This is a genomic window from Caulobacter radicis, assembly GCF_003094615.1.
Taxonomy (GTDB): domain Bacteria; phylum Pseudomonadota; class Alphaproteobacteria; order Caulobacterales; family Caulobacteraceae; genus Caulobacter; species Caulobacter radicis.
Window position 1 is genome coordinate 84,678 of record NZ_QDKO01000010.1, and the last position, 24,284, is coordinate 108,961.

Here is a 24,284-nt window from a genome sequence, read left to right on the forward strand (position 1 = left end):
AGGGGGAGCTGTCGCGAAGCGACTGAGGGGGAAGGGATTGCGGAGGCTGCGGTCGTTGCTGAGTCATCAGACACTTCCCCCTCCGGCCCTTCGGGCCACCTCCCCCTTCAGGGGGAGGATAAAATGGCGTGACAGCCTTGGCCTGACCCCGCCATCCTGCCGCAAACGCCCCTGGGGAGGGGCGAGATCGTTCAGAGGGGCTCTCTTCATGCGTATCCGTTTCCTGGCCGCCGCCGCGCTCGGCGTCGCGGCCGCCGCCCTGTCTTTCGCCGCGGCTCAAGCCGCCAATGGGGCTGCGGGCCCGCTGACCTTCGTCCAGGCCGGCAAGCTGCTGGCCGACCCGGCCGCCGGCAAGGTCGAGACCGCCAAGACGGTGGTGCTGCAGGACGGCAAGGTGTTGCGGATCGCCGACGGCTACGTGTCCGAGCCCGGCGGGGTGGTGGTCGACCTCAAGGACCGCTTCGTGCTGCCCGGCTTCATCGACAGCCACGTGCACCTGACCGGCCAGCAGGGGCCGACCTCGCGCCTGGACGAGGTGACCCAGTCGTCTGCCGACCAGGCGATGGTCGGGGCCGGCTACGCCCGCAAGACCCTGATGGCGGGCTTCACCACCGTCGCCGACCTGGGGGCCGACAACGCCGCCATCTTCGCCCTGCGCGCCGGCGTCAAGCGCGGCGACGTGGTGGGCCCGCGGATCATCGCCGCCGGCTCGGCCGTGTCGATCCACGGCGGCCACGGCGACGTCAACGGCTACAGCGAGGAGGTCATGCACGTGCTGCGGCCGGAATCGGTGTGCTCGGGCCCCGACGACTGCCGCCGCGCGGTGCGCGAGCAGGTCTGGCGCGGCGCCGACATCATCAAGATCACCGCCACCGGCGGGGTGCTGTCCAACACCGCCGCGGGCCTGTCGCAGCAGTTTTCCGACAACGAACTGGCCGCCATCGTCGAGAGCGCCCACCGCATGGGCCGCCGGGTCACCGCGCATGCTCACGGCGTCGACGGCATCAACGCCTTCCTCAAGGCCGGCGGCGACTCTATCGAGCACGGCACCTATCTCGACAACGACAGCATCGCCCTCTTCAAGAAGAACGGCGCCTATCTGGTGCCGACCCTGATGGCCGGCGACTACGTGGCCCGCATCGCCGCCAGCCCGGGCAACTTCTTCACGCCCGCCCAGACGGCAAAGGCCCTGGAAGCCGGCCCCAAGATGCTGGACATGGCCCGCCGCGCCAACGCCGGCGGCGTCAAGATCGCCTTCGGCACCGATAGCGGCGTCAGCGCCCATGGCGACAACGCCTACGAGTTCGTGCTGCTGAACCGCGCGGGCCTGTCGCCGCTGGACGCCATCCGCGCCGCCACCGTCAACGCCGCCGACCACCTGGGGATCTCGGCCGAGGTCGGCTCGCTGGCGCCGGGCAAGGCGGCCGACCTGGTGGCCGTGTCGGGCGACCCGCTGGCCGACGTGTCCGTGCTCCAGAAAGTGGAGACGGTGATCAAGGGCGGGGTGGTTGTGAAATAAAGATCCTCCCCCTGTGGGGGAGGTGGCCCGGAGGGCCGGAGGGGGGACGTTTTCAGCTGCCGCGATGGTTGGAAGTCCGCAACGACCTCCCCCTCCGTCGGCTTCGCCGCCACCTTCCCCTTCAGGGGGAGGTTTCTTAGGCTACCCCCGCCAGCACCCGCGCCAGCGCCTCTTCATCCTCGAACCGCGCCCGCACGGGCCAGGCGGCGACGCGTTCGCGCCAAGCCGGCGGCAGGCGGATCCAGTCCTTTTCGGTGGTGATCAGGCTGGCGCCGAGATCCCGCGCCCGTTCGGCCAGGCTCCGCAGGGTGTCTTCGCTATAGGTCCCGTGGTCGGGGAAGGGGGCGAAGTCGACGAGGTCGCAGCCGGCGGCCTGCAGGGCGCGCTCGACCTTCCACGGCTTGCCGACGCCGGCGAAGCCGACCTGCGGCCCGCCCGGCGGCGGGGCGGCCGGCTCCAGCCGGGCGATCAGCACGGGCTTGGAGGCCAGGAGGGCCAGCAGGGCCGGATCGGCCTGCGGCAAGTCGGCCGGCAGCAGCACGATCACCGCGTCGGCGCGCGCCAGGCCAACGGCCAGCGGCTCGCGCATCGGCCCGGCGGGGAACACCCGGCCGTCGCCGAACGGCCACTCGTCGTCGCGGGTCTCGCCGTCGACCACCACCAGCGACAGGGTCTTGGCCAGGTCCGGGTTCTGGTGACCGTCGTCCATGACGATGACCTGGGCCCCGGCCGCCGCCGCGGCGGTCGCGCCGGCCACGCGGTCGCGCGAGATCCAGATCGGGAAGTCCTGGGCCAGCATCAGCGGCTCGTCGCCGACCTCGCCGGCCTTGTGGCGGGTCGGATCGACGCGCAGCGGCCCTTTCAGCGAGCCGCCATAGCCGCGCGACAGGCCATGGGCCGCCACGCCGCCGTTGTTCAGCACCAGCAGCAGCTCGCGCACGATCGGCGTCTTGCCGACGCCCCCGGCGGTGAGGTTGCCGACGCAGATCACCGGCGCGCCCGGATCGGCCGGGGTCGCCCTGGCGATGCGGCGGGCGGTGGCGCCGGCCCAGATCCACGACAGCGGGGTCAGCAGGGCGCGGGTCAGCGGCGCGGGGCCGCCCTCGCGGCGATACCACCAGCGGGGGGTCGAGAGCTTCATGCGGAAACCCCTTGCTCAAGATCGGGCGGCGCGAGTTCGAGGATGCGCGACAGGCCCGCCTGCGCGGCGGCGTCGCGGGCCTCGACGAAGGTCCGGGCGCGGGCGGCCTGGGCCTTGAGCGGCTCGGGCGTCTCCAGCATGGCCGACAGCCGCTGGCCCAGCACCGGGCCATCGGCATAGGTCACGCCCTCGACGGCGGCCAGGTCGGCATAGGCGGTCAGCCAGTTCTCGACATGGGGGCCCGAGACGATCGGGCAGTCCAGCCGCGCGGGCTCCAGCGGATTGTGGCCGCCGATGCCGGGAACCAGGCTGCCGCAGACCAGGGCCAGGTCGGCGAGGCGATACCACAGGCCCATCTCGCCCAGGGTGTCGGCGACAATGACCTCGGACACGGCGCCCGGCGCCTGGCTGCGGCGCACGGCCTCGAGGCCGCGGGCCTTGGCCATCTCCAGGATCGCCTCGCCGCGCGCGGGGTGGCGCGGAACGATCACCAGGCGCGGGGCCAGGTGGAAGCCGGCCACGGCGTCGAGCACGATCTCGTCCTCGCCGGGGTGGGTGCTGGCGGCCAGCAGCAGCGGCCGGTCGTCCAGCTGGAAGCGCAGGCGGACGTACTCGGCCTCGTCGACCGGCAGGGACGGCGAGCCGAACTTGAGGTCGGCCTCGCCCGCGACGGTCCCGCCCAGGCTTTCGAAGCGGTCGGCGGCGCGGCCGTCCTGGGCCAGGATCAGGTCGAAGCCCGCGAACAGCCAGGCGGCCGCCAGGGGGCGCGCCTGCCAGCTGCGATAGCTCTTGTCCGACAGCTTGGCCGAGACCAGGGCCAGCTTGGTTCCCCGCGCCTTGGCCCCGAGCAGCAGGTTGGGCCACAGCTCGCTCTCGACGAAGACGGCCAGGTCCGGCCGCCAGTGGTCGAGGAAGCGGGCCGCGCCGCTGGGCGTGTCGACCGGCAGGTACTGGTGGATGGCGCCCGGCGGCAGGCGCTTGGCCAGAAGCTCGGCGGAGGTGACCGTGCCCGAGGTGACCAGCACGGTCGCGTTGGGTCGTTCGGCGCGCAGGCGCTCGACCAGCGGCAGGATCGACAGGCTCTCGCCGACGCTGGCGCCGTGCAGCCAAACGAGCGCGCCGGGCGGGCGCGGCATCGCGGGCCGGCCCAGGCGCTCGTTCAGGCGGGTGGGGTCCTCCTTGCCCTTGCCGGCGCGCCCGCGCAGCAGGGCCGGCGCGATCGGCGTCAGGGCCGTGGTCGCGGCGCGGTACAGCGCCAGGGTGAAGGGCAGGCTCACACGCTGCCTTCGGCGGCCAGGGCGCAGGGGTGGGCGTGGCCGCCGCGTTCGATCTGGATGGTCGAGTGGCCGATGTTGAAGCGCTTGGACAACTGCCCGCAGACATCGTGCAGGAACTGGTCGTGGTCGGCCTCGTCGGGGCGCACCAGGTGGGCGGTCATCGCCGTCTCGGTGGTGCTCATGGCCCAGATGTGCAGGTCGTGCACCTCGGCCACGCCCGGCTGGGCGGCCAGCCAGTCGGCCACGGCCCTGGGATCGATGCCGCGCGGGGCGGCGTCCAGCGCCAGGTCGAGGGAGTCGCGCAGCAGGCCCCAGGTGCCCAGCACGATGACCACGACGATGGCCAGGCTGACGACGGGGTCCAGCCACAGCCAGCCGGTGGCCCACATGAGGAGGGCCGCGACCACCACGCCGGCCGAGACGGCGGCGTCGGCGGCCATGTGCAGGAAGGCGCCCCGGACGTTGAGGTCGTCCTTGCTGCCCTTCATGAACATCAGGGCCGTGGCGGTGTTGATGGCGATGCCGATGGCCGCGACGATCATCACCGGCCCGGTCTGCACCGGCTGCGGATCGGCGAAGCGGCGCACGGCCTCCCAGGCGATGGCGCCGACGGCCACCAGCAGCAGGGCCGCGTTGGTCAGCGAGGCCAGGATGGTGCCCTTGCGCAGGCCGTAGGTGCGTCGGCCCGTGGGCGCGCGCTTGGCCAGCACCGAAGCCCCCCAGGCCAGCAGCAGGCCCAGCACGTCGGAAAGATTGTGGCCGGCGTCGGCCAGCAGGGCCAGCGAGCCGGTGAAGAAGCCCGCGGCGGCCTCGGCCGCCACGAAGGCCAGGTTCAGCGCCGTGCCGATGGCGAAGGCGCGCCCGAAGTCCGCCGGGGCGTGGCTGTGGCCGTGATGTCCGTGGCCGTGGCCATGCGAATGACCGTGGGCGTGCCCATGGTGATGCTCATGACCGTGGTCATGGTCATGATGATCGTGGTCGTGATCGTGGCCCGGATGGTCGTGCGGCATGGGGTCTACATCCCACCAAGGCGGGCGGGGATCAATCGTCGAGAACCTCCCCCTGTGGGGGAGGCGATCGCGAAGCGATCGGCGGGGGGAGAAATCGGCCGGCTTCGCGGAAGCTGAAAACGGCCCCCCTCCGTCGGCTTCGCCGACACCTCCCCCACAGGGGGAGGATCTTTAGTCCTCCAGCCCCACGATCTCTTCGGCCCGCCTCGTCACCGCCGAAAGCCGGTCGGCCCAGTCCTCGGCCAGGGTGTCGGGATCGTCGCCGCGGCCCGCGCCGGTGGGGCCGTCCCAGACCATGGCGGCCTTGGCGAAGGGCAGGGGGATCAGCGTGCGGTCCCACGAGCCCAGGCGGATGCAGGGCTTGGCGGCCAGGCCGACGAAGATCACCGGCGCGCCGGTGACGCGGGCCAGGGACGGGGTGCCCTTCTCCATGTGCTCGGCCGGGCCGCGCGGGCCGTCGGGGGTGATGGCGATGCCGCCGCCGTCCTTGACCCACTTGACCATGTCGCGGAAGGCCTGCTCGCCGTGCTTGTTCTTGGCCAGATCCGTCTTCTTGGCCGACGAGCCGCGGATCGACGGAAAGCCGAGCTTTTCCACCGTGCGGGCGATGAACTCGCCGTCGTTTGACAGCGAGATCAGGGCGCGCATGTCCTGGCGGGCCGGGCTCTGCGGCCAGGAGAGCGGCGACATCGGGATCCGCGAGTGCCAGAAGCACAGGATCGCGCCCGCGCCCTTGGTGCGCCCTTGCGCCCAGACGGCCTCGGCCTTGTCCTGGCCCTCGACGGTCATGCGCAGGGTCATGAAGACGAGCTTGGAATAGCCGGCGAAGATCGAGGACAGGATCTTGATGACCAGGGGGGAACGCAGAGGCCTCAAGAGGCGGTCTCCTCGGAGCCGGGAATGGAGGGGCCGGGAATGGGATCGGGGGCGTGGTCGAGATCCTGCGCCCTGGCGAGGCGCGAATACAGGCCCTTGGCGCGCACGAGGCCCGCGTGGGTTCCGGTCTCGACGACGCGGCCCTTGTCGATGACGTAGATGCGGTCGGCGTGCTTCACGGTCGACAGGCGGTGGGCGATCAGGATGGTGGCGCGGCCGGCCATCAGCCGCTCCAGCGCCGCCTGGACCAGGGCCTCGCTCTCGGTGTCCAGCGCGCTGGTGGCCTCGTCGAGCAGCAGGATCGGGGCGTTCTTGAGGAAAGCCCGCGCGATGGCGATGCGCTGGCGCTGGCCGCCCGACAGCCGCGTCCCGGCCTCGCCGACGCGGGTCTCGTAGCTTTCGGGCAGGGCGCTGACGAAGTCGTGGGCGGCGGCCTGGCGGGCGGCGGCCTCGATCTCTTCGTCGCTGGCGTCCGGCTTGGCGTAGGCGATGTTGGCGCGGATGGTGTCGTCGAACAGGAACGGCTCCTGCGTCACCAGGGCGATGCGGTCGCGCAGGGAGGCCAGGGTCACCGCGCGCACGTCATGGCCGTCGACCCTGACCGTTCCGCCGGTCACGTCGTAGAAGCGCGGGATCAGGTTGAGGATCGAACTCTTGCCGCCGCCCGAGGGGCCGACCAGGGCCACGGTCTCGCCCTTGCGCACGGCCAGCGACACGTCCGACAGGGCCGGCGCGCCTTCCCCGTAGGCGAAGTCGACATGCTCGAGGCTCACGCTGCCGTCGCCGGGCGGCAGTGGCGCGGCGCCGGCCGGTTCGACGATGAGGGGCGCGACGTCGAGGGCGGCGAACAGGCGGCGGGCGGCGGTGAAGCCCTCGGCCATCACCGTCTGCAGGTTGGTCACTTGGCGCAGCGACTGGCCCGCGGCCATCAGCGCGGCCAGGAAGGCGGTGAAGTCGCCGGCGGTGATGCCGCCGGTCATGGCGCGCCAGCCGGTGTAGAGCAGCACCAGGGCGACGATGATCGTCGTGAAGGCCTCGGTGGCGGGGGCGGCCATCGACTTGGCGTTGCTGCCCTTGACCAGGTGCTTCTGGCGGCGGGCGATGACCTCGCCGACCCTCGCTTCCTCGTCGGCCTCGCGGTTCTCGATCTTGACGATCTTGATGCCGTCCAGGCTTTCCATGATCGCCGTCGACAGGTTCGAGGTCTCGCCCATCGCGCCCTTGGCGGCCTTGGTGGTCTTCCTGGAGAAGCGGCGGGTGATCATGCTGACCACCGGCGCGATCAGCAGCACCGCGCCGGTCAGGATAGGGTCGTACCAGAACATCGTGCCGATGGCGCCGATGACCACCAGGCTCTCGCGCACGTAGTTGACCACGCCGGTGGTCGAGGCCTCGCGGATCAGGCCGGCGTCATAGAGCACCGAGGCGACGTAGGAGCCCGAGTGGGCGCCGCGCAGCCGCGCCAGGTCGGCGCGGATCAGACGGCTGAACAGCCCGACCTGGACGTCTCCGACGATGCCGTTGCCGATGCCGTTGATGATCCGGGCCTGCAGCACCTGGAAGACGGCGCGGAAGACGGCGATGCAGGCGATCGCCAGCGGGATGGACCAGATCGCCTCGCGCGTCGGATGGGTGATCAGCTTGTCCACCGCCGGGCCGACCAGCCACAGCAAGAGCGCGGTCAGGCTGGCGACGATGGCGGCGCAGGCCACCGACACCGCGAACCCCTTCCAGCGCGGCCGCAGGTAGTCGCGCCAGACCCGCGCGGCCAGGGCGCGGTTGGAAAGCTCGGTCGCGGGGGTTTCGGTCATGGGCGAGGGGTCGGATTTCAGAGGGGGGCTGTCAAGGACGCCGGCGCCGCACTGCGGCAGCAAAACGACGCGGGGTTTTGCAAATGAGCTCGGCCAGACGTATCTAGGCGCGTTTTCAGAGGATCGCCACTTGGCCGGTTTCGACCTTTCCACGCGCTGGGGGCGCTTCAAGACCTATCTCCACTTCCTGTGGAACGACCACGCCTATCTGCGCGTGGGCTTCACCAACGCCCACTGGATCAGCCCCGAACTGGTGCGCACCAACCAGCCCTGGCCGTTCCAGCTGGCCTGGTGGAAGAAGCAGGGGATCAAGACGGTCGTGAACCTGCGCGGCGGCTTCGACGGCAGCTTCTACGCGCTGGAGAAGGACGCCTGCGAGCGCCTTGGCATCAAGATGGTCGACTTCGTGATCACCTCGCGCGAGGTGCCGATCCGCCAGCGGGTGCACGGCGCCAAGGAACTGTTCGAGACGATCGAGTATCCGGCCCTGATCCATTGCAAGTCGGGGGCCGACCGGGCGGGCATCATGAGCGTGCTCTACGCCCACTATCGCCTGGGCCTGCCGATCGAGGAGGCCAAGAAGCAGCTGTCGGGCCGCTACCTCCACATCAAGGAGGGTAACACCGGCGTGCTCGACTACACCTTCGACCAGTACCTGGAGAGGGGCGCGCCCAAGGGCCTGACCTTCACCCAGTGGGTCGACAGCGACGACTACGATCCGGTGGCGATGAAGAAGACCTTCCGCGCCGGCATGCTGGGCAAGGTGCTGACCGACAAGCTGCTGCGGCGGGAGTAGGGCTTTAGGAACCTCCCCCTGTGGGGGAGGTGTCGGCGAAGCCGACGGAGGGGGGAGGATCCGCTGAGGTCGCGGCCTCTCCCCCCACCGGCCCTTCGGGCCGCCTCCCCCACGGGGGGAGGTTTTCGAGAATTAAGCCGCGCTCGGGTCCAGCAGCTTGTGGGCGTGGATGATGAAGTAGCGGGCGTGGGCGTTGTCGACGGTGGCCTGGGCCTTGGCCTTCCAGGCGGCGTGGGCGTCGTTGTAGGTCGGGTAGGCGCCGACGAATTCGACCTTCGAGAGGTCGCGGAATTCGGTGCCGGCGACATCCTTCAGTTCGCCGCCGATCACGATATGAAGAAGCTGCTTGTCGGACATGGGGGAGCAAGATCCTGCGGAGTTTTTGATTATGGCAGGTCGATATGCCCGACGCGTGACAGGATCAACGGGTGAAGCGCCCTATTCGCGCAAACCAGGCTCGGAACCGTCGGATTCGGCCGATTATAGGCGAATTTTCTGCCGAGGTGATCGGTAAGCAACGCTCCGGCCTCGCCGCAGATCAGGTCGGCGGCGGCCAGGTCCCACTCGCTCTTGGGGGTCAGGGCGATGGCCGCGTCGAAGGCGCCGGCCGCCACCAGGCAGATGCGATAGGCGATCGAGTTGCGGGCCTCGACCCGCATGGCCGGCCAGGGCGTCGGCCAGGCCGGGTGGGCGAACATCCTGGCGTCGCCCAGCATGGCCGCGCCGTCCAGCGTGGTGGACAGGCTGGGGGCCAGGGCCGCGCCGTTCAGGGTGGCGCCGCCGCCAACCGTGGCCGCATAGGTCTCGTCCAGGGCGGGCGCATGGACGACGCCGGCGATCGGCCGGCCGTTCTCGACCACCGCCACCGAGACGGCGAACCAGGGCTTGTCCTTCATGAAGGCGACGGTGCCGTCGATCGGGTCGACCACGAACTGCCGGGCGGTGGCCAGGCGGGCCGGGTCGTCGACCGTCTCCTCCGACAGCCAGCCGTAGTCGGGCCGCGCCGCGCCCAGCCGTTCCTTCAAGAGGGCGTCGACCGCCAGGTCGGCGTCGGTGACCGGCGAGCCGCCGGCCTTCGACCAGATCTTCACGCCCCTGGCCCGAGCCGCCAGGGCCAGGGCGCCCGCCTCGCGGGCCGCGTCGAGGATCAGGTCGAGGTCGCTCATCATTTGCCCGCGATCGCCAGGGCGTCGACCAGCAGCGACGGGCTGTTGCTGGCGCCGCGCAGCTCCAGGTCCGAGCCCACGACCAGTCGGCCGTAGATGTCGATCAGGTTGCCGGCCACGGTGATCTCGGTGACCGGATAGGCGATCTGGCCGTTCTCGAACCAGAAGCCCGAGCAGCCCACCGACCAGTCGCCGGTGTTGCCGTTCAGCGACGGGCCGAACATCGAGGTGATCAGGAGGCCGTCCTTGGCCTGGCCCATCAGGCCGGCCAGGTCGAGCTCGCCGGGCTCCAGGGTCAGGTTGTGGGTCGAGACGCCCGGCGCCCCGGCCGAGCCGCGCGAGGCGTGGCCCGTGGTCTCCAGGCCCAGCTGGCGGGCGCTGGCGCTGTTGAGCAGCCAGGTGGTCAGCACGCCGTCGTCGATCAGGGCGCGGCGCACGGTGGTCACGCCCTCGTCGTCGAACGGGGCCGAGCCCAGGCCGCGCACGCGGTGCGGGTCGTCGGTCAGCTGCACGCCGGCGGCGAAGATCTGCTTGTGCAGCTTGTCCTTCAGGAACGAGGTGCCGCGGGCGATGGCCGGGCCCGAGATGGCGCCGATCAACGGGCTGATCAGCGACATGGCCAGGCGGTTCTCGAAGATCACCGGGGCGGTGGTCGAGCCGATCTTGCGCGCGCCCAGGCGGGAGACGGCCTGCTGGCCGGCCTTGGCGCCGATGGCCTCGGGGGAGGGCAGATCCTCGGCGTGACGAACCGAACGGCCCTCGCCGCCGCGTTCCATGCCCGCGCCCTCGCCGGCGATGGCGGAAGCGGAGATGCCGAAACCCGTGGCCGCGTGCTGGCCAAAGAAGCCGTCGCTGGTGACCAGGCGCCAGACGGTCGAGCTCCAGCTGGACGAGCCGCCGTCGGAATTGGTCACGCCCTCGATGCCGCGGGCGCCGGCCTCGGCGGCGCGGGCCTGGTCTTCCAGGGTCTCGGCCGAGGGCTCGTAGGCGTCGATCAGGTCGAGATCGGGGAACGGACCCTTGGCCAGGCGGTCCTTCGGCGCGAAGCCGGCGTAGGGGTCCTCGGGGGCCAGGCGGGCCATGGCGACGGCGCGCTCGACCAGCTTGGCGCGGGCCTCGGGACTGACGTCCGAGCCGGAGACGGTGGCGCTGCGGCGGCCGACGAAGACACGCAGGCCAAGATCCTTGGCCTCCTCGCGCTCGACTTCTTCCAGCTCGCCCAGGCGCACGCCCACCGAGAGGGACTGGCGCTCGGCGAACACGGCCTCGGCGGCGTCGGCCCCGGCCTTGCGCGCGGCGGCGACGACGTCATGCAACAGGTTTTCGTCCATGGCGTCTTATGGCGAGGCGGGAAGGGCGGGGCAAGCACCGCCCTCCGGATTGTCAGGGAATGGCGTAGAACAGCAGGATCACGCCGCCGAAGACGTAGGCCAGCCAGGTGCAGATCATGCCGATGGCGCGCGGCACCGAGGCGCCGCCGCTGCGCGACAGGCCCACGGCGTGGATCAGGCGGCCGGCGAACAGCACCACGCCCACCCCGTGGATGGCGATGGCCGGCGCGCCGACCACGGCCAGCACCGCCAGGACGCCCAGGCCGGTGGGGATGTATTCGCTGGCGTTGCCGAAAGCCCGCACGGCCTGGGCCAGCTCGGGCACGCCGCCGTCGCCCAGGGCCACCTTGTGCTTCTGGCGGCCGCGCACGACCAGCAGCGACAGCACCAGCAGCAGGAAGACATGCAGGCCGGCCCACAGGGCGGCGGCATGACCGGAAGCGGAAACGTCCATCGACGGACCCTTCGTACAGAAAGCGGGGCCGCATAAGGCCCTGGCTTGTACGTCGATGGCAACTGGTGACGTGACGGAAGCTTGAGCTTGGGTGGGGCGTCTGCCTACGACCTTGCCCCATACTCCCGTCATTCCCGCCCCCCGGGATCAGCCGAAGGCTGGCCCGAGGGCAAGCCAAGTGGCGGGAACCCCGCTCTCCGCCGCAAGGGCACATGGGGGCGGATCGCCAGCGATCCGCTTGACGTCTCACGTGCAGGCGGAACCAGAGGTTCCCGCCACAAGGGCGAGTGTCGACCAATGCAGACACTCGCTTGCGACACCGATCTGACCGTCCAGAACAGGCGGTGAGCCAACTTCGGTTCACGACCCATTGCAGACCTTGAAAGAGGCAGTGGCTTGAGCAACCTAGGCCGATGAGCACATCATGGGTTTGTCCTGTCTGCGGCTTTCAGAAGCTACAATCCGCTCCGTACGCATCAATGCCTGAGGGGACGCTGCCGGATGGGCTGGAGCCGCCCTATAGTCAGCACTTCGGCACACCTTCGTATGAGGTTTGTGACTGTTGTGGCTTCGAGTTCGGGAACGATGATGAACCGGGCACCGGTGCGCCAGTCTCGTTCTCGCAATACCGCCACGAGTGGATTTCCGAGGGCGCGGCGTGGTTCTCGCCTCAGAGCTGTCCTATAGGCTGGTCCCTTGCTGACCAGCTTACGAAGGCAGGGCTTAGCAAATAGCCACGTTTGTCAAGAAGGTCCGCTTCCCACCCTTCGCGGCCGCTTTACGTCCGCTAACAGGCGAGTGTCGGTAGCGGTGGAAGTCCAGGGTTCCAGGGCGGGAATGACGGGAGTTTAGAGGGTCAGCGCAAACTGTAGCCGCCATCGGCGAACAGCGTCGTCCCGGTGGTGAAGCCGTTGGTCAGCAGAAACAGCACCGCCTGGGCGATCTCGGCCTCGGTTCCGGGGCGGCCGACCAGGGAGCCGGCGGCCTGGCCGGCGAAGGCGGCGCCACGGACCTGCGCCGGGCGCCGCGCCCAGAGGTCGCCGTCGATCGTGCCTGGCGCGACGACATTGACCCGGACGGGGGCCAGGTCCACCGCCAGGCCGCGCCCGAAGGCCTCGATCGCGCCGTTGGCGGCGGCGTACAGGGCCGCGCCCTTCGGCGGCCGGGCGCTGGCCGCGCCCGACATCAGCACCACCGAGCCGTCGGGCGCGAGCTTGGGCGCCGCGGCGCGCACGCAGCGGACCTGGCCCCAGAACTTGCCGTCGAAAGGCGAGGCCAGCGCCGCCTCGTCGGGGTGGTCGAACGGCGAGATCGTGTAGGTGGCGGCCGGGGTGAACAGGTGGTCGATGCGGTCGACCAAGGCGAAGAAGCGGGCGACCGAGGCGGTATCGAACAGGTCGACCGCCGCCGCCCGGGCGTTGGGACCGAGGCGCTCGCGCGCGGCCTCCAGGCGATCGAGGGAGCGGCCGCCGATCACCACCTGTCCGCCGCCTTCGACGAAGGCCTTCGCCGTGGCCAGCCCGATCCCCGAGCCGCCGCCGATCACCACCAGGGTCTTGTCATCGTATCGCATGGCCCAAGGCTTAGGCGGCGGCGCGCGGCGACGGAAACGACTTGAATTCCGATCATTACGGATCTCAATTCGGGAATGGCCTCGATCCCCTCCCTCGACGGATATAGCGGCGTGCGCGCTTTCGTGGCCGTGGCCGAGCACGGCGGTTTCGCGGCCGCGGCGCCGGCCCTGGGCCTGTCGCCCTCGGCGGTGGGCAAGGCGGTGCAGCGGTTGGAGGCCAGGCTGGGCGTGCGCCTGCTGGCCCGCACCACCCGCAGTGTGACCCTGACGCAGGACGGCCGCCTCTATCACGCCCGCTGCGTGGCCGCCCTGGCGGGTCTGGCCCAGGCCGAGGCCGAGCTGAGGCAGGGCCGGGGCGAGCCGTCGGGCCTGCTGCGCGTGGCCCTGCCGCCGCTGCTGGGCCGGGCCTTCGTGATGCCGGTGCTGCTCGAGCTTCTGGCCCGCTGGCCGGCCCTGCGGCTGGAGGCGAGCTTCGAGGCGCGCCCCGTGGACCTGACCGGCGAGGGCGTCGACCTGGCGGTGCGGATCGGCGCTATGGACGATCGCGCCAGCCTCGTGGCCCGGTCGCTGGGCGCGCAGCGGCGGGTGGTCTGCGCGACCCCGGCCTATCTCGACGCGCGCGGACGCCCCGACACCGTCGATGACCTCGCCGCCCACGACCGCCTGGTCGAGGCCCGCGACGGCCGTCCCACGCCCTGGCCCTATGTCGACGCGGACGGCGCGGCGCGCAGCCTGGCGGTCGACGGCCGGGTGCGGCTGGGCGATGCGCAGATGCTGGCGCAGGCCGCGCTGGCCGGCGCGGGGATCGCCATGGTTCCGCGCTGGCTGGTCGCCGCAGACCTTGCGGCCGGACGGCTGGCGACGGTGCTGGACGGCGTGTTCGACAGCCCCCTGCCGGTCAACCTCGTCTGGCCCCGCACGCCGTATCCAAGCGCCCGGTTGCGGGCGGCGGTGGACGCGCTGGTCGAGCGGTATGGGACGGAGCGGCCCTGGGAGGGGTGATTTTGTCTGGGGGAAACCCTCTCTCTCCCTATGGAAGAGGGGACGAAAGGAGGGCCTCGACCTTTGCCGCCTACTTCTCCCGGGCGATCGGGTAGAGCAGGTGGCGGTCGTCGTAGAAGGGCGTGCGCTTGTAGAACCAGGCCAGGCGCGCGTCGGGATCGGCGGCGAACTTGGGCTCGGCGGCCAGCTTGGCCTCGAACTCGGCTTTGAGCGCCGGATCGGCGGCCATCATCTTCTCGGCCAGCGGGGCGATGGCGTAGGGCTCGATATACTCCACGCGGCTCAGCACCTCGGGGACCATGCCCCAGGCGAAGACGCTCTCGCTGGACTGCGGCTCGAGCAGCAGCACGACGAGGTCGCCCAGCGGCTGGTCGGTCGACACCCGCACCGAGCCCTTCGGGAAGGTCCAGTCACGCGTTTGCGTCGTCACCTGCTCGACGCTCATCTGCACGTGACCCTCGTTGGCGCGCGGGGCGAGCTTGGGCTCGACGAGGCGCAGCATCTCGACGGACACGACCTTGGGCGCATCCAGCGTCTCGACCTTCACCCCGTGCAGCTTCAGCCGTTCGATGATGTCGGCGCGGTAGCTGGGCACCCAATAGGCCTTGGGCCGCGCCAGCTGCAGCGTCGGATGCGAGCTGTAGAACGGCAGCCGCCACAGTTCGGGGTCGGCCTCGCCCAGCCAGCGGATCTCGGTCTTGCCCGAGGCGACGCTCTCGTAGGTCTCGTAGCGGATGCCCTTGAAGGGGCGGGTCACGCTCGGCTTGTCGTCGGCCACGAAGTTGGCCGGGATGGTCGCCGGGCGCAGGGCGCTGTCGGCGGCGATCGCGGCGCGCAGGGTGTCGCCCTTCTGCGCCAGCAGCTCCAGCGCCGTCTCGATGAAGACGTAGGTCCCGAGCACGCGCTGGGCGTGGGGTTTCAGGCTGTGGTTCTCGATCAGGATGGTCGGCACGTGGGCGGCGCTGCCCCAGCCGTTGGAGAAGCGCTCGCCTAGGCCCCCGTCCGACAGGCCGGCCTTGGGGTCGCGCTCGTCGATGCCGAACACCAGCTCGCCCGGGATGTGGCCCTCGGCCTCCAGGCTCTGGTTCATGGCCGGCTTGAAGGCGTCGTCCAGCCACTTGGCGGTGGCCGGCGAGCGCGACCAGACGCCGTCCTCGCCGTTGTAGCCGTAGGTGACGTCGTACTGGTAATCCATGCCGTCGGTGACGTGGACGTCGACGTAAAGGTCGGCCCGGTACTTGGCTTGAAGCCGCTTCAGCGCCTGCATCTCGGGCTGGTCGAGCTTCATGAAGTCGCGATTGAGGTTCTGGTTGGTGGCCGTGTTGCGCCAGCCCTGGGTGCGCGGCCCGCGCTGGTTGGGGCGCGAATAGGGGCCCGAGCGCTCGTGCCCGTCGACCGACAGGATCGGGATCAAGACGAGATTGACCTTGTCGAGCAGGCCGTCCTTGCCGTGGAACGCCATGTCGCGCAGCAGCATCATGCCCGCGTCCTTGCCGTCGATCTCGCCCGGGTGGATGCCGCATTGGACCAGCAGCAGCGGCTTCTTCGGATCCAGCTTGTCGCCGTCCTTGCTGGCGATGACGGCGAAGATCGGCCGCCCTTCCGGCGAGACGCCGAAGTCCTCGACGCGGACCAGCTTGCTGGCCTTGTCGAGCCTGTCGAACCAGGCGCGGGTGTCGACGTAGTTGGGCGAGAAGTCGTGCGCCGGGTCGGCCTCGAAGGCGGTGACCCAGGGATCGGAAGCGTCGCGGATCAGCGCCTGGCTGGCGCCCTGCCAATGCGGGGCCGGGGGCAGGAAGGCCTGGTCCCAGGGCTTGTTGGAGGAGGGGGTCTGCGCCATCGCCGTGCTCGCCATCAGTGCGGCGGCCAGGACCGCCAGGGTTAGAGTTCGCATTCGATCCCCCTCCGTGGAAGGGCCCCCTCAGTCGCTCCGGGCCGGAGGGGGCTTCTCCCGCCTACTTCGTCTTCCAGATCGGCTTGCCCTCGCCCGGCAGGCCCAGGCGCGACCACTTCTCGCTGACCGCGTCGACCACGGCCTGGTCCATGCGGATCTCCTCGCCCCACTCGCGATTGGTCTCGGGCTCCCACTTGTCGGTGGCGTCCAGGCCGATCTTCGAGCCCAGGCCGCTGACCGGGCTGGCGAAGTCGAGATAGTCGATCGGGGTGTGCTCGATCACCGTGATGTCCCGGGCGGGATCCATCTTGGTGCTGATCGCCCACATCACGTCCTTCCAGTCGCGGGCGTTGATGTCGTGGTCCACGACGATCACCCACTTGGTGTACATGAACTGGCGCAGGTAGCTCCACACGCCCAGCATCACCCGCTTGGCGTGGCCCGGATAGGCCTTCTTCATCGACACCACGGCGATGCGGTAGGAGCAGCCCTCGGGCGGCAGCCAGAAGTCGACGATCTCGGGGAACTGCTGGCGGATCAGCGGGATGAACACCTCGTTGAGCGCCTCGCCCAGCACGCTGGGCTCGTCCGGCGGCCGGCCGGTGAAGGTGGTGAGATAGATCGGGTCCTTGCGCATGGTGATCGCGGTCACCTGGAAGACCGGGAACTTCTCGACGCTGTTGTAGTAGCCGGTGTGGTCGCCGTAGGGGCCCTCGTCCTCGTACTCGTCGAGCAGGACGTGGCCCTCCAGCACGATCTCGGCCTGGGCCGGGACCATCAGCGGCACGGTCTTGCAGGGAACGAGGTCCAGCTTGGCGCCGCGCATCAGGCCGGCGAACTGGTATTCCGACAGGGTGTCGGGCACCGGCGTCACGGCTGCCAGGATCGTGCCGGGATCCGCGCCCAGCACGACGGCGCAGGGCAGGGGCTCCTTCTTGCCGGCCTTCTTGTGGCGGGCGTAGTGCTGGGCCCCGCCGCGGTGGGCCAGCCAGCGCATGATCGCCTTGTCCTTGCCCAGCACCTGCATGCGGTAGATGCCGAGGTTGAAGTCGTCCTCGCGGTCGTCGCTGGGACCCTTGGTGACCACCAGGCCCCAGGTGATCAGCGGCGCGGGCTCGCCCGGCCAGCAGGTCTGCACCGGCAGCTTGGAAAGATCGATCTGGTCGCCGGTCAGCACGACGTCCTGCACGGGGGCCTTCTTGACCGTGCCTGGGCGCATCGACAGCACCGTCTTGGCCAGCGGCAGCATGTCGATGGCGTCCTTCAGGCCCTTGGGCGGCTGGGGCTGGCGCAGGAAGGCCAGAAGCTCGCCCACCTCGCGCAGCTCGCCGGCGGTGGTGCGCGGCTCGCCGCCCAGCGTCACGCCCATGGCCACGCGCTTGACGGTGCCGAACAGGTTGGCCAGGGCCGGCATCGGCGAGCGCGACCCGTCGGGCAGCAGCACGTGCTCGAACAATACCGCCGGGCCGCCGGTGGCCAGGAGGCGGGTCTGGATCTCGGTCATCTCGAGCACGGACGAGACCGGCTCCTTGACCCGCACCAGCTCGCCCTGGGCCTCCAGCACGTCGATGAATTCGCGAAGCGAGCGATAGGCCATGGGCGGGAAACTCCTGGAACGCGGCGGAACCTAGGGGTGGGCGTGCGTCGGGGCAAGGCGTCGGAAGGGGCCAAGCGGCAAGCTTCGCCCTAGTCGCGCCTTGATGGGTGTGCTCCCTTGCGGGCGCCTTCCAGAGTTGAGCGAAACGACGCCATGACCGATCCCGCGCCCGAGACCGCCGATCCCAAGGCCGTGCGCCGCGTGGCGATGCTGCGCCTGGTCACGGGCCTGGCCCAGGGCCTGCTGCTGTTTTGCCTGGACCACGCGCTGAAGGCCAAGGTCTGGCCGGCCACCCAGCCCATGGTCTTCGCGGCCATCGCGGCGGTGGTGATCTTCGTGCCGTTCGTGGTGCTGGCCGGCCTGTCGACCATGCGCCTGAGCCGGCTGGCGGCCTGGAAGCTGGTCGCGGTGCTGGTCGCCGCCGGACTGGCCGCCTACGCCGTCCACAGCGGGCAGGCCGAGATCCGGCCCCGGTCGGTGATCCCGGAGGGCGTGGCGATGCTGGCGATCGCCGCCCTGCTGTTCATCGGCCATCACCTGGTGCAGCCGGCCGAGATGGAGCGCCGGCCGATCGCGCGCTTCACCACCTATTTCGACGAGACCTGGAAGCACGGCGTGCAGCTGGCGCTGTCGGCCCTGTTCACCGGCGCGTTCTGGCTGCTGCTGCACCTGGCCTCGGCCCTGTTCTCGATGATCGGCGTCGAGGCGATCGACAAGCTGATCGACCAGCCGTGGTTCTCCTGGCCGGCCACGGCGGTGATGTTCGCCGCCGCCGTCCAGCTGACCGACGTGCGCGCCGGCCTGGTGCGCGGGGTGCGGACGGTGTCGCTGACCCTGCTGGCCTGGCTGCTGCCGCTGATGGTGCTGATCGCCGCCGGCTTCCTGGCGACCCTGCCCTTCAAGGGGCTGGACCTGCTGTGGGCCACCAAGAAGGCCGCGGCCCTGCTGCTGACGGCGGCGGCGTTCCTGATCGTGCTGACCAACGCCGCCTATCAGGACGGGACCGAGCGGCCGCCGACCGTGCTGGCCTGGGCGGCGCGGATCGCCGGCCTGCTGCTGGCCCCGATCACGGTGCTGGCCGGCTACGCCATCTGGCTGCGGGTGAACCAGTACGGCCTGACTCCCGAGCGGGTGTACGGCGGCGCCTGTGTCGTGGTCGCGGCGGGCTATGCGATCGGCTACGCGATCGCGGCCCTCAAGCCCGGCGCCTGGATGAAGCCGCTGGAGGCGACCAACATCGCCCTGGCCTTCGTGGCCATCGCCGTGCTGCTGGTCCTGTTCACCCCGATCGCCGATCCGGTGCGGCTGTCGGTGGACAGCCAGCTGGCCCGTCTGGGGTCGGGCAAGGTCAAGCCCGAGGCCTTCGACTACGACTTCCTGCGCTTCGACGCCGGCAAGCGCGGGGAAGCGGCGCTGGACCGGCTGGCCGGCGATCCCGACGCGGCGGTCGCCCGCGAAGCCAAGGCGGCGCGCAAGCGGACGGAGCGCCGCTACAGGTTGGACGCCTCTCGCGTCGATCTGCGCCGGCTGCCGGTCTATCCGGCGGGACGCTCGCTGCCGGAGAGCTTCGTCACGGGCCTGGAGACCTCGGAGCTGTTCGGATGCGCCCGGGAACCGGGCCAGTGTCCCGCCGGGCTGCTGGACATCGACGGCGACGGTGTCGAGGAGGTGCTGGTCCGGGTGTTCAACCAGGTCCAGATCTTCAGGCTCCATGACGGGACGTGGAAGTCGTTCGGCGTGGCGACGCCCGAATGCGGTCCGATCAAGCTGGAAGAGCTGATGAAGACCGGCCGGTTCGGCGTGGCGCCCAGCGCGCCCCGACAGGACCTGCTGGTCGGCGGCGCGCGCCTGTCGATCACGCCGGAAGACAAGGCCTGTCCGCCCGCCGGTGCGCGGACGGACGAGGCGCCGGTCTCGCGCGCCCGCTGAACCCTATGCGCCCTCGCTGACCGCGTTCAGCCGGGCATAGACCCCGCCGGCCGCCTTGAGGTCGGCGTGGCGGCCCTCCTCGACGACGCGGCCGTTCTGGAACACCAGGATGCGGTCGGCGCCGCGCACGGTCGACAGGCGGTGGGCGATGACGATCGTGGTGCGGCCCTGCATCAGGGCCTCGGCCGCCTCCTGCACCAGGGCCTCGGTCTCGACGTCGAGCGACGAGGTTGCTTCGTCCAAAACCAGGATCGGAGCGTCGGTCAGGAAGGCGCGGGCGATGGCCACGCGCTGGCGCTCGCCGCCCGACAGCTTGATGCCGCGCTCGCCGACCAGGGTGTCGTAGCCGTGCGGCAGCTTTAGGATGAAGTCGTGGGCCCGGGCCTTCTTGGCCGCCTCCACCACCTGGTCGAAGGTGGCGTCGGGGCGGCCGTAGGCGATGTTGTCGAGCAGGGAGCGGTGGAACAGCGCCGGATCCTGCGGCACCACGGCGATGGCGCGGCGCAAGCTGCCTTGCGTCACGCGGGCCACGTCCTGGCCGTCGATCAGGATCCGTCCGCCTTGCAGGTCGTGCAGGCGCTGGATCAGCTTGACGAAGGTCGACTTGCCCGAACCCGTCGGGCCGACCAGGGCCACCTTCTCGCCCGGCGCGATGTCCAGCGAGAAGCGGTCGTACAGCGGCGCGCCGGCGTTACGATAGGCGAAGGTCACGCCCTGGAAGGCGATCTCGCCGGGGCCGGGCACGAAGTCGGGCGCGCCCGCCTGGTCGGCGATCTGCGGCGTCAGGGTGGCCCAGGCGGCGGCGTCCTCGCTGTCGTCCAGACCCTTCTGCAGCATGCGGATGTTCTCGCCCATGTTGCGCAGGTAGCCGCTCATCAGGAGGAAGGCGGTGATGGCGAAGGCGACGTCGCCGGGGCCGGCCTTGCCTTGCAGCCAGCTCCAGACCATCGCGCCCGACAGCCCCGCCTGCAGCAGCACCAGGAGCAGGTTCTGGCCCAGCCAGACGTCGGTGAAGCGGTTCCAGGTGACCATCACCGCGTCGCGCCAGGCGGCGGTGACCTGGGCCAGGCGCTCGGTCTCGCGGGTCTCGGCGCCGAACGCCTTGACGGTGGGGTTGGAGGTCACCGCGTCGGCCAGGGCCCCGCCGATGGCGGAGTCCAGGGCGTTGGATTTCAGGTTCGACGGGCGGACATAGCGCTCGGTGATCCACAGGTTCACCGCCAGGTACAGCACCACCACGACCAGCGAGATGGCGCCGGCCAGGGGCTGGCGCACCAGCATCATCACCGACAGGCCGACCAGCACGATCAGGCTGGGCACGAGCCAGATGGTGAAGGCGTCGGTGACGCTGTCATAGCCCCACATGGCGCGGGTCAGCTTGCGCACCGTGGCGCCGGCGAAGCTGTCGGCGTGCCAGTCGGACGAGAAGGCCTGCACGCGGGCGAAGCCCTCGTTGGTCATCTCTTCCATGTTGCGGGCGGCCAGCGGAATCCAGAAGCGGTGCGCGACGTTGCGGATCAGCGAAAAGGCCAGGTAGACGCCGACGAAGGCCGCCCAGGCGCCCCAGGCCTGGTCCTTGTGGCCGGCGGCGACCACGTCGATCAGCTTGCCCGAGGCCCAGGGCAGGGCCAGGTCGAAGGCCACCGCCACCAGGGTCAGGATCACGCCGGCGGCGAAGATCGTCTTCCGGCGCAGCCAGAACCGCGCCAGGAAGCCCAGAACCTGGCCGTTGGACAGCGCCCGGCGCTTGCCCTCGTTGTCGTCTTCGTCCTCGAAATCGCTCATGGCCGGCTAGATAGGCCGGATGAGGCCGGCTGGGAACGTCCTGCCGACAGGCTGCTGCCAGGTTTCGGTCTCATAGCTATCTCGGGCGCCTTCCTGGGCCCTGCGGCCAGGATCCATCTTTCCGCGGTCCTCACCCCTCCGCGTCGCTCAGCACCATGGCGAAGGGAACCTGCGCCCCGTCGCGGGTGACATAGCCGCTGACCAGCTTGTGGCCGGGATCGAGCACGCCCAGGTCCACGTCCTGGCTGGGGAAGACGACGGTGCGGCGGTCGCCGACGCAGACCACCAGTGCGTAGCCGTCATAGGCGCGCTGCGACATGGCCTTGATGCGCTCGTAGTAGGGCGAGCGTTTCCAGGCCGTGGGCCTGCCGGGATCGACCACGACATTGAGCCGCTTGCCGTCGCGGTCGGGGTACATGACGAAGCCGGCCTTGTCGGGTCGCCAGGCCTCGTCGAGCTTTTCCGAGGTCAGCCACAGGCAGTGGAAGCCCCGGCAGGCGTCGGGCCGGGTCTTGTAGGACCCGCAGCCGCCGCCCTTCCTGAAATGGCCGCACCAGACGCCGTCCGGCTTGGCCAGGGCCTCGATGGCCAGCACCTTGCAGCACAGGCCGCAGGAACCGCACGTCCGCTCGCCCATGTCGCTTCCCCCAAGCCCGGCCGATCGTCAGGCGTCTGAGTTTGAAAGCGATGTGTGACGGTTTTAGCGGGGGCGGCGGGCTCGAGATGCTCCCCCTGGAGGGGGAGCTGTCGCGGAGCGACTGAGGGGGAAGCGGCCGCGTAATCGGTCAGGTTCGCGAAAGCTGAAAACGGCCCCCCTCCGGCCCTCCGGGCCACCTCCCCCAGAGGGGGAGGATCTTTTATTCGAAGCCGGTGGCGCTCCAGACGGCCAGTTCGTTGCCGGCCGGGTCGATGAAGTGGAAGCGGCGGCCGCCGGGGAACTCGAAGATCGGCTTGACGATCACGCCGCCGGCGGCCGTGACCTTGGCCTCCATGGCTTCGAGGTCGTTGGCGTAGAGGATGACCAGCGGCTTGGCCGGCTCCTCGGTGATGTCGCCCACGAAGCCGCCGTCGGCGCCCTGGCCCTCGAAGGCGGTGTAGCCGGGACCGTAGTCGGTGAAGCTCCAGCCGAAGGCGGCGGCGTAGAAGGCCTTGGTCGCCGGCAGCTCGCCGCCCGCCCATTCGATGTAGTCGATCTTGCCGTCTTCGCGCATGGGCGTGCTCCTCGGTATGTTCTCTTTATGTTCTAGCTTCCGCTCAGGGCAGAGTCCAGACGCTGGTGCGTTTGATCGCCAGGTCTTCCAGCTCGCGGGTGGTGGGCACCTGGTACTCGGCCAGCTTTTCCAGGCCGTCCTTGGGGAAGTAGGTGCGGCCCGGATCGCCGACCAGCACCGTGGCCCCGGCCGCGCGGCCCTTCCCCAGCCAGGCCATGACGGCGGCCGCCATCGGCCCCTCGTAGCAGATGTCGCCGGCCAGCAGCACGTCGGCCGGCGGCGGCGGGGCGTCGAGCAGGTTGGCGTCGGTGAAGGCGATCTCGACGCCGTTGGCCGCCGCGTTCAATCCCACGGCCGCCTCGCAGAAGACGTCGATGTCGGCCGCCAGCACGCTCTTCGCGCCGGCCTTCATGGCCGCCACCGCGACGATGCCCGAGCCGGTGGCGAAGTCGATCACGGTCTTGCCGCGCACGATCTCCGGGTGGTCCAGCACATAGCGCGCCAGGGCCTGGCCGCCCGCCCAGGCGAAGGCCCAGAACGGCGGCGGCAGGCCGATCTCCTCCAGCGCCTCTTCCGTCAGCTTCCACAGCGGCGTGATCTCGTCGGCCAGGTGCAGCACCAATTCCGGCGCGTGCGGCGTGGGGAGCAGGCGGGTGTTGTCGCGGATGAAGGCCCGGCGGCCTTCCAGGGTCTGGACGATCATGGGGGCGGTTAGAGCATCGGCGCGACGGCGAGACCAGTAGCCTGCCAACCTATCCGCCCGTCATTCCCACCCTTGTGGCGGGAACCCCTGGTTACGCTCGCACGCGAGGCGCCAGCGGATCGCCAGCGATCCGCCACATCTGCCCTTGCGGCTTATGGAGGGGTTCCCGCCACAAGGGCGGGAATGACGGGAAAGTATAGGGTCAGGCAACTTTCCCCGATGCCGCCTTCAGCACCGTCAGATACCCCGGCGCGGTCAGCATGCCGTCCGTCAGCCCCTTCTGCCGCAGCAGCTTGTGCGCACGCGGCAGGTTCCAGCACGGCACGTGCATGAACAGGTGATGCTCGGCGTGGAAGTTGACGTGGTAGGGCGCCACCAGGGCCCGCTCGAGCCAGTTGGCGCGGGTGGTGCGGGCGTGGCGGAACGGGTCGGGCTCGTCCTTGGCGACCAGGGCGTGCTCGGCGATGTTGCGCAGGCGGGTGACCAGCGGGAACCAGGTCGCCATCGGCACGAGCCACAGGGCGAACCACGCCCACCACAGGCCCGCTGCGCTCAAGACGACCAGCATGGCCAGGTTGATCAGCAGGAACCGCGCCTGGCTCGCCGCCGCGCGGGCGAAGATCGCGCCCGGGGCCTGGCCGTGGCCGCGCTGCTTCAGGCCGGCGATGATTGGTCCCAGCCGCTGCTTGAAGAAGGTCTGGCCCGTCAGGTCGCGGACGATCTTGCGGCGCAGCGAGGCCCGGGTGGTCGGGAAGGGCGCCGACAGCACCAGATCCGGGTCCTCGGCCTGCTGGGCGAACTTGTGATGGGTCAGGTGATAGGGGCGATAGCTGTTGAGCGAGGCGCCCAGCGGCGCGGCGCAAAGCCACTCGCCCAGCCAGTCGTTGAGCTTGAGATTGGGGTGCAGGCCCCCGTGCGCGGCCTCGTGCATCAGGATCGCCAGGCCCAGCTGCCGCGCGCCGATCAGCATGACGGCGACGAGGTAGGTCAGCGGATTGGGCCATACGACGAAGAGCGCGCCGGCCAGCAGGATCACGCCCCAGGCGTGGGCGACCATGGCGATCCCGCGCCAGGACGAGCGCGCCGACAGGCGGGCCCATTCCTCGGGCGCGAACAGCTCCTGCGGCTTGATGCGGGCGGCGACGGCCATGGAACGGATCATCGCACATTCAGGTTCTGGCCGACAGAATGCCGTTAGGTCAGGCCTGT

The 24,284-nt window shown here is 70.3% G+C and carries 21 protein-coding genes; 4 read left to right on the top strand and 17 right to left on the bottom strand.

Features of this window, described 5'->3' with window-relative positions; genetic code table 11:
• Window positions 1-208 precede the first annotated feature (208 nt).
• Window positions 209-1,519 (top strand): metal-dependent hydrolase family protein, encoded by a 1,311-nt coding sequence (locus DDF62_RS06100; RefSeq protein WP_116488305.1) that lies wholly within the window; start codon window positions 209-211, stop codon window positions 1,517-1,519.
• Window positions 1,520-1,655: 136 nt separating this feature from the next.
• Here the strand turns inward: DDF62_RS06100 and lpxK are convergent, their stop codons facing one another.
• From lpxK to DDF62_RS06125, 5 genes are all read right to left on the bottom strand, one after another.
• Window positions 1,656-2,660 (bottom strand): tetraacyldisaccharide 4'-kinase, encoded by a 1,005-nt coding sequence (gene lpxK, locus DDF62_RS06105; protein WP_116488306.1) that lies wholly within the window; start codon window positions 2,658-2,660, stop codon window positions 1,656-1,658.
• Window positions 2,657-3,937: a 3-deoxy-D-manno-octulosonic acid transferase gene (locus DDF62_RS06110; protein ID WP_341871561.1), complete on the bottom strand. Its 1,281-nt coding sequence runs from the start codon at window positions 3,935-3,937 to the stop codon at window positions 2,657-2,659. The genes lpxK and DDF62_RS06110 overlap by 4 nt, the downstream gene beginning before the upstream one ends.
• Window positions 3,934-4,947 (bottom strand): cation diffusion facilitator family transporter, encoded by a 1,014-nt coding sequence (locus DDF62_RS06115; protein WP_116488307.1) that lies wholly within the window; start codon window positions 4,945-4,947, stop codon window positions 3,934-3,936. The genes DDF62_RS06110 and DDF62_RS06115 overlap by 4 nt, the downstream gene beginning before the upstream one ends.
• Before the next feature lie 171 nt (window positions 4,948-5,118).
• Window positions 5,119-5,823 (bottom strand): lysophospholipid acyltransferase family protein, encoded by a 705-nt coding sequence (locus DDF62_RS06120; RefSeq protein WP_116488308.1) that lies wholly within the window; start codon window positions 5,821-5,823, stop codon window positions 5,119-5,121.
• Window positions 5,820-7,634, bottom strand: coding sequence for an ABC transporter ATP-binding protein (locus DDF62_RS06125; RefSeq protein ID WP_116488309.1), 1,815 nt, complete (start codon window positions 7,632-7,634; stop codon window positions 5,820-5,822). Before DDF62_RS06125 ends, DDF62_RS06120 begins: the two co-directional genes overlap by 4 nt.
• A 130-nt stretch (window positions 7,635-7,764) precedes the next feature.
• On the opposite strand from DDF62_RS06125, the gene DDF62_RS06130 reads away from it, so the two are divergent.
• Window positions 7,765-8,430 carry a fused DSP-PTPase phosphatase/NAD kinase-like protein gene (locus DDF62_RS06130; protein ID WP_116488310.1) on the top strand — a complete coding sequence of 222 codons (666 nt, stop codon included), beginning with the start codon at window positions 7,765-7,767 and terminating at the stop codon, window positions 8,428-8,430.
• A gap of 132 nt (window positions 8,431-8,562) precedes the next feature.
• On the opposite strand, the gene DDF62_RS06135 is transcribed toward DDF62_RS06130, so the two are convergent.
• From DDF62_RS06135 to DDF62_RS06160, 5 genes are all read right to left on the bottom strand, one after another.
• Window positions 8,563-8,787: a DUF4170 domain-containing protein gene (locus DDF62_RS06135; protein WP_101716954.1), complete on the bottom strand. Its 225-nt coding sequence runs from the start codon at window positions 8,785-8,787 to the stop codon at window positions 8,563-8,565.
• Between the two features lie 29 nt (window positions 8,788-8,816).
• Window positions 8,817-9,596 carry a 3'(2'),5'-bisphosphate nucleotidase CysQ gene (locus DDF62_RS06140; RefSeq protein WP_116488468.1) on the bottom strand — a complete coding sequence of 260 codons (780 nt, stop codon included), beginning with the start codon at window positions 9,594-9,596 and terminating at the stop codon, window positions 8,817-8,819.
• Window positions 9,596-10,927 (bottom strand): TldD/PmbA family protein, encoded by a 1,332-nt coding sequence (locus DDF62_RS06145; protein WP_116488311.1) that lies wholly within the window; start codon window positions 10,925-10,927, stop codon window positions 9,596-9,598. Before DDF62_RS06145 ends, DDF62_RS06140 begins: the two co-directional genes overlap by 1 nt.
• Before the next feature lie 52 nt (window positions 10,928-10,979).
• A complete protein-coding gene (locus DDF62_RS06150) occupies window positions 10,980-11,381 on the bottom strand; it encodes an MAPEG family protein (RefSeq protein ID WP_116488312.1) in 402 nt (133 codons plus the stop codon).
• Between the two features lie 856 nt (window positions 11,382-12,237).
• Window positions 12,238-12,954, bottom strand: coding sequence for an SDR family oxidoreductase (locus tag DDF62_RS06160; protein WP_116488313.1), 717 nt, complete (start codon window positions 12,952-12,954; stop codon window positions 12,238-12,240).
• Between the two features lie 111 nt (window positions 12,955-13,065).
• Between DDF62_RS06160 and DDF62_RS06165 the strand changes: the two genes are divergently transcribed.
• Window positions 13,066-13,956, top strand: coding sequence for a LysR family transcriptional regulator (locus DDF62_RS06165; RefSeq protein ID WP_244286727.1), 891 nt, complete (start codon window positions 13,066-13,068; stop codon window positions 13,954-13,956).
• A 70-nt stretch (window positions 13,957-14,026) separates the two neighbouring features.
• On the opposite strand, the gene DDF62_RS06170 is transcribed toward DDF62_RS06165, so the two are convergent.
• Window positions 14,027-15,850, bottom strand: a complete 1,824-nt coding sequence (locus DDF62_RS06170; RefSeq protein ID WP_116488315.1) for a M14 family metallopeptidase — start codon at window positions 15,848-15,850, stop codon at window positions 14,027-14,029.
• Between the two features lie 61 nt (window positions 15,851-15,911).
• Window positions 15,912-17,447, bottom strand: coding sequence for a UbiD family decarboxylase (locus tag DDF62_RS06175; protein ID WP_116488316.1), 1,536 nt, complete (start codon window positions 17,445-17,447; stop codon window positions 15,912-15,914).
• A gap of 153 nt (window positions 17,448-17,600) precedes the next feature.
• On the opposite strand from DDF62_RS06175, the gene DDF62_RS06180 reads away from it, so the two are divergent.
• Window positions 17,601-19,376, top strand: a complete 1,776-nt coding sequence (locus DDF62_RS06180; RefSeq protein WP_116488317.1) for a DUF4153 domain-containing protein — start codon at window positions 17,601-17,603, stop codon at window positions 19,374-19,376.
• A gap of 3 nt (window positions 19,377-19,379) precedes the next feature.
• Here DDF62_RS06180 and DDF62_RS06185 read toward each other — a convergent pair whose 3' ends face one another.
• The 5 genes from DDF62_RS06185 to DDF62_RS06205 all read right to left on the bottom strand — a co-directional run bounded on the left by DDF62_RS06185 (window position 19,380) and on the right by DDF62_RS06205 (window position 24,225).
• The gene (locus DDF62_RS06185; protein ID WP_116488318.1) at window positions 19,380-21,161 is read right to left on the bottom strand and encodes an ABC transporter ATP-binding protein; all 1,782 of its coding nucleotides are present in this window, start codon (window positions 21,159-21,161) and stop codon (window positions 19,380-19,382) included.
• A 130-nt stretch (window positions 21,162-21,291) separates the two neighbouring features.
• Window positions 21,292-21,798, bottom strand: a complete 507-nt coding sequence (locus DDF62_RS06190) for a YkgJ family cysteine cluster protein (protein WP_116488319.1) — start codon at window positions 21,796-21,798, stop codon at window positions 21,292-21,294.
• A 220-nt stretch (window positions 21,799-22,018) separates the two neighbouring features.
• Entirely contained in the window at window positions 22,019-22,372 is a 354-nt protein-coding gene (locus DDF62_RS06195) for a VOC family protein (RefSeq protein ID WP_116488320.1), read from the bottom strand.
• Window positions 22,373-22,415: 43 nt separating this feature from the next.
• The gene (locus DDF62_RS06200; protein WP_116488321.1) at window positions 22,416-23,075 is read right to left on the bottom strand and encodes a class I SAM-dependent methyltransferase; all 660 of its coding nucleotides are present in this window, start codon (window positions 23,073-23,075) and stop codon (window positions 22,416-22,418) included.
• 202 nt (window positions 23,076-23,277) lie between these two features.
• Complete coding sequence (locus tag DDF62_RS06205; protein WP_116488469.1) at window positions 23,278-24,225, bottom strand: fatty acid desaturase family protein; 948 nt, start codon at window positions 24,223-24,225, stop codon at window positions 23,278-23,280.
• Window positions 24,226-24,284: the final 59 nt, after the last annotated feature.

Coding starts and splice junctions, on each gene's coding strand:
- DDF62_RS06185 (WP_116488318.1), bottom strand. CDS start 21,161: ATGAGCGATTTCGAGGACGAAGACGACAACGAGGGCAAGCGCCGGGCG.
- DDF62_RS06190 (WP_116488319.1), bottom strand. CDS start 21,798: ATGGGCGAGCGGACGTGCGGTTCCTGCGGCCTGTGCTGCAAGGTGCTG.
- DDF62_RS06100 (WP_116488305.1), top strand. CDS start 209: ATGCGTATCCGTTTCCTGGCCGCCGCCGCGCTCGGCGTCGCGGCCGCC.
- DDF62_RS06175 (WP_116488316.1), bottom strand. CDS start 17,447: ATGGCCTATCGCTCGCTTCGCGAATTCATCGACGTGCTGGAGGCCCAG.
- lpxK (WP_116488306.1), bottom strand. CDS start 2,660: ATGAAGCTCTCGACCCCCCGCTGGTGGTATCGCCGCGAGGGCGGCCCC.
- DDF62_RS06125 (WP_116488309.1), bottom strand. CDS start 7,634: ATGACCGAAACCCCCGCGACCGAGCTTTCCAACCGCGCCCTGGCCGCG.
- DDF62_RS06205 (WP_116488469.1), bottom strand. CDS start 24,225: ATGGCCGTCGCCGCCCGCATCAAGCCGCAGGAGCTGTTCGCGCCCGAG.
- DDF62_RS06160 (WP_116488313.1), bottom strand. CDS start 12,954: ATGCGATACGATGACAAGACCCTGGTGGTGATCGGCGGCGGCTCGGGG.
- DDF62_RS06180 (WP_116488317.1), top strand. CDS start 17,601: ATGACCGATCCCGCGCCCGAGACCGCCGATCCCAAGGCCGTGCGCCGC.
- DDF62_RS06115 (WP_116488307.1), bottom strand. CDS start 4,947: ATGCCGCACGACCATCCGGGCCACGATCACGACCACGATCATCATGAC.
- DDF62_RS06150 (WP_116488312.1), bottom strand. CDS start 11,381: ATGGACGTTTCCGCTTCCGGTCATGCCGCCGCCCTGTGGGCCGGCCTG.
- DDF62_RS06195 (WP_116488320.1), bottom strand. CDS start 22,372: ATGCGCGAAGACGGCAAGATCGACTACATCGAATGGGCGGGCGGCGAG.
- DDF62_RS06200 (WP_116488321.1), bottom strand. CDS start 23,075: ATGATCGTCCAGACCCTGGAAGGCCGCCGGGCCTTCATCCGCGACAAC.
- DDF62_RS06135 (WP_101716954.1), bottom strand. CDS start 8,787: ATGTCCGACAAGCAGCTTCTTCATATCGTGATCGGCGGCGAACTGAAG.
- DDF62_RS06170 (WP_116488315.1), bottom strand. CDS start 15,850: ATGCGAACTCTAACCCTGGCGGTCCTGGCCGCCGCACTGATGGCGAGC.
- DDF62_RS06145 (WP_116488311.1), bottom strand. CDS start 10,927: ATGGACGAAAACCTGTTGCATGACGTCGTCGCCGCCGCGCGCAAGGCC.
- DDF62_RS06140 (WP_116488468.1), bottom strand. CDS start 9,596: ATGAGCGACCTCGACCTGATCCTCGACGCGGCCCGCGAGGCGGGCGCC.